General features: G+C 39.6%; 7 protein-coding genes. 2 read left to right on the forward strand and 5 right to left on the reverse strand.

Annotation, left to right across the window (positions count from 1 at the left end):
• Nucleotides 1–133 precede the first annotated feature (133 nt).
• Both LC033_RS16200 and typA read right to left on the reverse strand, forming a co-directional pair.
• Nucleotides 134–457: a YlaH-like family protein gene (locus LC033_RS16200; RefSeq protein ID WP_226570207.1), complete on the reverse strand. Its 324-nt coding sequence runs from the start codon at nt 455–457 to the stop codon at nt 134–136.
• 54 nt (nt 458–511) lie between these two features.
• Nucleotides 512–2350 carry a translational GTPase TypA gene (gene typA / locus LC033_RS16205; protein WP_226570209.1) on the reverse strand — a complete coding sequence of 613 codons (1839 nt, stop codon included), beginning with the start codon at nt 2348–2350 and terminating at the stop codon, nt 512–514.
• Nucleotides 2351–2463: 113 nt separating this feature from the next.
• On the opposite strand from typA, the gene LC033_RS16210 reads away from it, so the two are divergent.
• On the forward strand, nt 2464–2643 hold the full coding sequence (locus tag LC033_RS16210; RefSeq protein WP_008345070.1) for a DUF5325 family protein: 180 nt from the start codon (nt 2464–2466) through the stop codon (nt 2641–2643).
• 455 nt (nt 2644–3098) lie between these two features.
• Here the strand turns inward: LC033_RS16210 and LC033_RS16215 are convergent, their stop codons facing one another.
• Nucleotides 3099–3905 carry an inositol monophosphatase family protein gene (locus LC033_RS16215; protein WP_226570211.1) on the reverse strand — a complete coding sequence of 269 codons (807 nt, stop codon included), beginning with the start codon at nt 3903–3905 and terminating at the stop codon, nt 3099–3101.
• 133 nt (nt 3906–4038) lie between these two features.
• Nucleotides 4039–4224, reverse strand: coding sequence for a YkzI domain-containing protein (locus tag LC033_RS16220; RefSeq protein ID WP_226570213.1), 186 nt, complete (start codon nt 4222–4224; stop codon nt 4039–4041).
• A 279-nt stretch (nt 4225–4503) separates the two neighbouring features.
• On the opposite strand from LC033_RS16220, the gene LC033_RS16225 reads away from it, so the two are divergent.
• Nucleotides 4504–5139 (forward strand): DUF1054 domain-containing protein, encoded by a 636-nt coding sequence (locus LC033_RS16225; protein WP_226570215.1) that lies wholly within the window; start codon nt 4504–4506, stop codon nt 5137–5139.
• A gap of 51 nt (nt 5140–5190) precedes the next feature.
• Here LC033_RS16225 and LC033_RS17480 read toward each other — a convergent pair.
• Nucleotides 5191–5273 (reverse strand): IS3 family transposase (locus LC033_RS17480; protein WP_376776472.1); only part of this gene is annotated, 83 nt, incomplete at its 5' end.

A 5273-nucleotide genomic window follows, 5' to 3' on the forward strand; every position in this document is an offset into this window, starting at 1 on the left:
ATAGTGTTGAAATTGTTGTCCCTTTCTAGCCATAAAAAATCCCCTCCAAGTATAGTGTAACAGCCAAGATATGTTCTTGGGCTTTTTACACTGTCTACTTAGAGGGGATAATATCACATGTGTCAGGTCTTTTTTACGTATTCACTGTTCCTGCTTTTTTCGCACGATGCAGCCGTATTTTATAAATAATCAAAATGGCAGCTGCCACAACAAGGCCTTCTGCAACTGGCAAGAAGATCCCTAGAAACGTGAGAAACGTGCAGCCAAAAATCAAAAACAAATAAATCACGAGCGCTTTTAAAATCGGTAAACGTCTAGCAAAGCCGAGCTTAAAAACAATAATTGCTAAAACAAGGATGGTGCCATAAAGGAGCCACATCCCTGTTTGCGGATTTTCATCGACACGAAACAGCATCGCAAAAAAGGATAAATTATCACTTACTTCCTGATCATTCAAAAAGATTCCCTCCCCTTATCTTTCAGGGTTCTACCTTTTAAATTCTTCATGGAATTATGATAATCCTGCTAATTTTTTCTTCTTCGCTGCTTTTTCACGTTCGTTTTTATCTAAAATTTTCTTTCTTAGACGAATAGATTCAGGGGTAACCTCACAGTATTCGTCTTCATTTAAGTACTCAAGAGATTCCTCAAGTGACATAATCCGTGGTTTTTTCATACTAACCGTTTGATCTTTTGTCGCTGAACGTACGTTGGTTTGCTGTTTCATACGGCTAACGTTGACAACAAGGTCGTTTTCACGGTTATGTTCACCAACAATCATTCCTTGATACACTTCAGTACCTGGCTCAACAAAGATCACACCGCGCTCTTCAACACCTTGGATTCCGTAAGCTGTCGCTTTACCCGTTTCCATTGAAACAAGTACACCTTGACGGCGTCCGCCAACTTGACCAGACTGCATCGGCTGGTAGCTGTCAAATGTATGGTTCAGAATACCAAAACCACGAGTTAATGAAAGAAATTCAGTTGTATATCCGATTAAACCTCGTGATGGAACAGTAAAGATCAGGCGAACTTGACCGTTACCATTATTGATCATATCAATCATTTCACCTTTTCTTGCACCCATTGATTCCATGACAGAGCCAGTATGCTCTTCTGGTACATCAATTTGAACACGCTCTACGGGCTCACATCGAACACCATCAACTTCTTTTACAATAACTTCTGGCTTCGATACTTGTAATTCAAATCCTTCACGTCTCATATTCTCAATCAGAATGGATAAGTGAAGCTCCCCGCGTCCAGATACGACCCAAGCATCAGGTGAATCAGTCGGATCCACACGAAGACTTACGTCTGTTTGAAGCTGCTGCTCTAAACGCTCTTCAATTTTACGAGATGTGACGTATTTTCCCTCACGACCTGCAAATGGGCTGTTATTGACAACAAATGTCATTTGAAGTGTCGGCTCATCAATACGAAGGATCGGCAGTGCCTCTTGGTATTCTACCGGGCAAACTGTTTCACCGACATTGATGTCTTCCATACCAGATACAGCAACAAGATCTCCAGCTTTAGCTTCGTTGATTTCCACTCGTTTTAACCCTTGGAAACCAAAAATCTTTGTTACACGGAATTGTTTCACACTGCCATCGACTTTCATCAGGGCAACTTGCTGTCCTACTTGCATCGTTCCTCTAAATAAACGGCCAATTCCAATTCTTCCGACATAATCATTGTAATCAAGTAGCGCCACTTGGAATTGAAGCGGCTCTTCATGGTTGTCAATTGGGCTTGGAATACGGTTGACAATCGCTTCAAACAACGATTCCATGTTTTCGTCTTGTTTGCTCGCATCGTTACTTGCCGTACCATTGATTGCTGATGCGTAAACAACTGGGAATTCAAGCTGTTCTTCTGTTGCATCTAATTCAATGAACAAGTCAATGACTTCATCGACCACTTCAGCCGGACGAGCAAAGTCGCGGTCAATTTTATTAACAACAACAATTGGTGTTAAGTTTTGCTCAAGTGCTTTTTTCAGTACAAATCGAGTTTGAGGCATACAGCCTTCATAAGCGTCCACAACGAGAAGTACACCATCTACCATTTTCATGATACGCTCAACTTCACCACCGAAATCGGCGTGTCCTGGTGTATCTAAAATATTAATGCGTGTATCTTTATAATGAATCGCAGTATTTTTAGCTAAAATCGTAATACCGCGCTCTCGCTCTAAATCATTTGAATCCATGGCTCTCTCAGCGATATTTTCATTCGCACGGAAAGTACCAGCTTGATGGAGCAATTGGTCAACAAGCGTCGTTTTACCATGGTCAACGTGGGCAATAATTGCGATGTTGCGAAGGTCTTTTCGAAGTTTCACATTTTCATCTCCTAAAATAATTAGATAACTTTCATATTATATCACAATCCCCTTTAAATGCCGATCGTTTTTCTGTAAACTTATATTAACTCTAAAAAAAGGGATGGAGACAAATGAAACAAATTAAATGGCTTTTATTACTATGTGCATTACTTGCAGTCGTTAGTATGGCGTTTATTGGGGTGTCTGTTGCAGAAAAAAGCATACTGGGAACATGCTTGAGTATCGTGTTCGCCATGATTTTCATGGGTACAGGATTTACATTAAAAAGAAAATTAAACGTACAATCATAAAATTTATCAAAAGCCTTTTACATTCTATATGTAGAAGGCTTTTGATTTTGACTCAAACCAAGACCATTCACCCATGAATTGTCAAGCTGAGATGCTGAAAATATAAAATAGTCTTGGAAAATTTAAGTAATACGCACCTCTACACCTCCAAATTGTTTTCAGGTATGCTATACCCGATTTTCAACTTAAAGGTGTGTTTTTATTTGTCTTATAATAACGATCCTTGATTTTCTTTTTTCTTCCTTTTCATCTATTATGGCTCGAAATCCGGTGAATTGATAAAAGAGATTGGCTCTTTCATTTCTTGATAAATGAAAAAACAAATAGCCGAGAACCACACCATTGAATAATACAATCCTATACATCAAATTAAGACCCCTTCGTATGGACAATCGCCTTACCAAAAAGTTTCATCCAAAACAAAGAATCACTTCATTCTCATGAAGTGATTGTGTTTATTTTTTATTTTCTCTTCCTTTTATGTAATCGTTCAGGATTTGCTCACAAATAGATCGATTCCCTGCCACAATGCTGTTTTTCTCTAGGAAGGATAGTGGTTCTCCATGAATATTGGAGTAAACAGCCCCTACCTCATCAAGCAACACACATCCGGCGGCATAATCCCATGGTGCAAGCCTTAACGTCACGTATGCGTCACTTCTGCCACTTGCAATATAAGCGAGCTCAAGTGCAGCTGATCCAATGGTTCGTGTCCCCCTGACGTCACGGACGAGACGGGCAAACGGTTTAGCATCAAAATGAGGGCTTTCAATCGCCCATGTCGGGTTAATGCCAACAATAGCTTTTTCAATCGTCACATCTTTTAATGGTGGGAGTAAGATGTCGTTCATATACGCCCCTTCTCCTTTGACTGCATGGTATAATTCGTCATGAATGACGTCATAAATAAGACCGATTTTTCCAACACCATGTTCAAATATCCCAATTGAAATGGCAAAATTGCGTTTTTGATGGACAAAGTTTATTGTGCCATCAATTGGATCAATGATCCACACAATTCCGTCCAGTGAAGTCACCTCTTCCCCTTGTCCCTCTTCTCCTAAAATGTGATGATCTGAAAATGTCGACTGAATCTTTTCAATGAAAAAACGCTCGGTTTCTTTATCGATGTTTGTGACAAGATCATTTGGATTTGATTTTGTTTCAATTGATAGACTTTCCTGCATGGATGCTTTAATGCAGCTTCCCGCTTCTTTTACCCAAAGTTTTGCAAGACGGTCCATTTCCACCCAGTTTGTCATCAGACTGTAAACCTCTTTTCTATGTAATACCTATTTGTATTAGCATACTGATATTATGTACGTAAAAGCAAGAAAAAAGCAGCTTCATACAAAAACGAACCGATGAATTGGTTCGTTTTTACCTCACCTTGTTTTACCCTTGAAGCTGCTCCCATTCTTTTCTTAGGCGATCAAGCTTTCGTTTGCTGCGTTCAATTTGGATAACATCTTTATGCTCGATGGCTTCATGAAGCGTAGATAGCTCATAATCAACCTCTAATCTCCACACAGCGATGCGATTCTTCTCTTGTCTATACCTATGCTTCACAATTTGCTTCATTGGTCAACGCCCCTTCCAGAGAATGATTCATTCCTTGTCAGTTTTCATTGATAAACAATTTAATGATAAAAGAAATGGTTCTTGCTTATATCGTATGAAGCGATCGCTTAACCGCAACGACATTCTGAAAATTGTGTCTTTACCTATTTGTCATATACCACAAAATCGATATTTTTAAACGCTGCATCACGTCCTCTGCAATCTTTCTCCTGCATCTTTTTTGATCTTGACCCAAGCTATGATAAAATATGATCAGCGATAAGATACAGGAGGCATAACATGAGTGAGATGCGTTTTAGAGATGAAGATTTCGAGACATTCACAGTGGATGGTTTAGATGAACGAATGACCGTATTAAAAGAAAGAGTCCGCCCAAAGCTTGAGGCCCTTGGCGAACACTTTGCGCCGCTTCTTTCTTCTATTACAGGAGACGAGATGTTTGTACATGTGGCAAAACATGCAAGAAGATCTGTCAACCCACCAAATGATACTTGGGTTGCTTTCGCAAACAGTAAACGAGGCTATAAAAAGCTCCCTCATTTTCAAATTGGGCTTTGGAAAACTCATGTATTCGTATGGTTTGCGATCATTTATGAATCTCCGGTTAAAGGTGAATATGGTCAATTATTTGAAAAAGAGCTAGACACCATTCAACAGAAAATACCCCAAGATTTTGTTTGGTCTAAAGATCATACGAAACCTGACGTACTGCGTCACAGTGAGCTTAACGCTGAACAACTGAAAACGATATTTGAACGGGTTCAAACGGTAAAGAAAGCTGAACTCCTTTGCGGGATCCAGCTGCCTAGAGAAGAGGTCGTTCAAATGAACAATGAAGACTTTTTATCGAAAATCGAAGATGCCTTCCGCACTCTGGCTTTTCTATACCGCTTTATGCAGAGAGAATCTGTATAAGAAAAACGAGCCTAGATTGAAGTGACCCCCTTAAGTTAGACACGGTATTTATTAGACAGCTTTCGAGGCATGAGTTCGATATTGTATCGGACTCATGCCTTTTAGTTTCGTCTTTATACGTGTGTGATTGTAGT

The sequence above is a fragment of the Bacillus stratosphericus genome (genome assembly GCF_020524495.1).
Lineage (GTDB): Bacteria > Bacillota > Bacilli > Bacillales > Bacillaceae > Bacillus > Bacillus stratosphericus_B.

Bases quoted from the DNA above. Each gene is read 5' to 3' on its own strand.
- LC033_RS16210 (WP_008345070.1), top strand. From the start codon at position 2,464: ATGAAACAAATTAAATGGCTTTTATTACTATGTGCATTACTTGCAGTC.
- LC033_RS16215 (WP_226570211.1), bottom strand. From the start codon at position 3,905: ATGACAAACTGGGTGGAAATGGACCGTCTTGCAAAACTTTGGGTAAAA.
- LC033_RS16220 (WP_226570213.1), bottom strand. From the start codon at position 4,224: ATGAAGCAAATTGTGAAGCATAGGTATAGACAAGAGAAGAATCGCATC.
- LC033_RS16225 (WP_226570215.1), top strand. From the start codon at position 4,504: ATGAGTGAGATGCGTTTTAGAGATGAAGATTTCGAGACATTCACAGTG.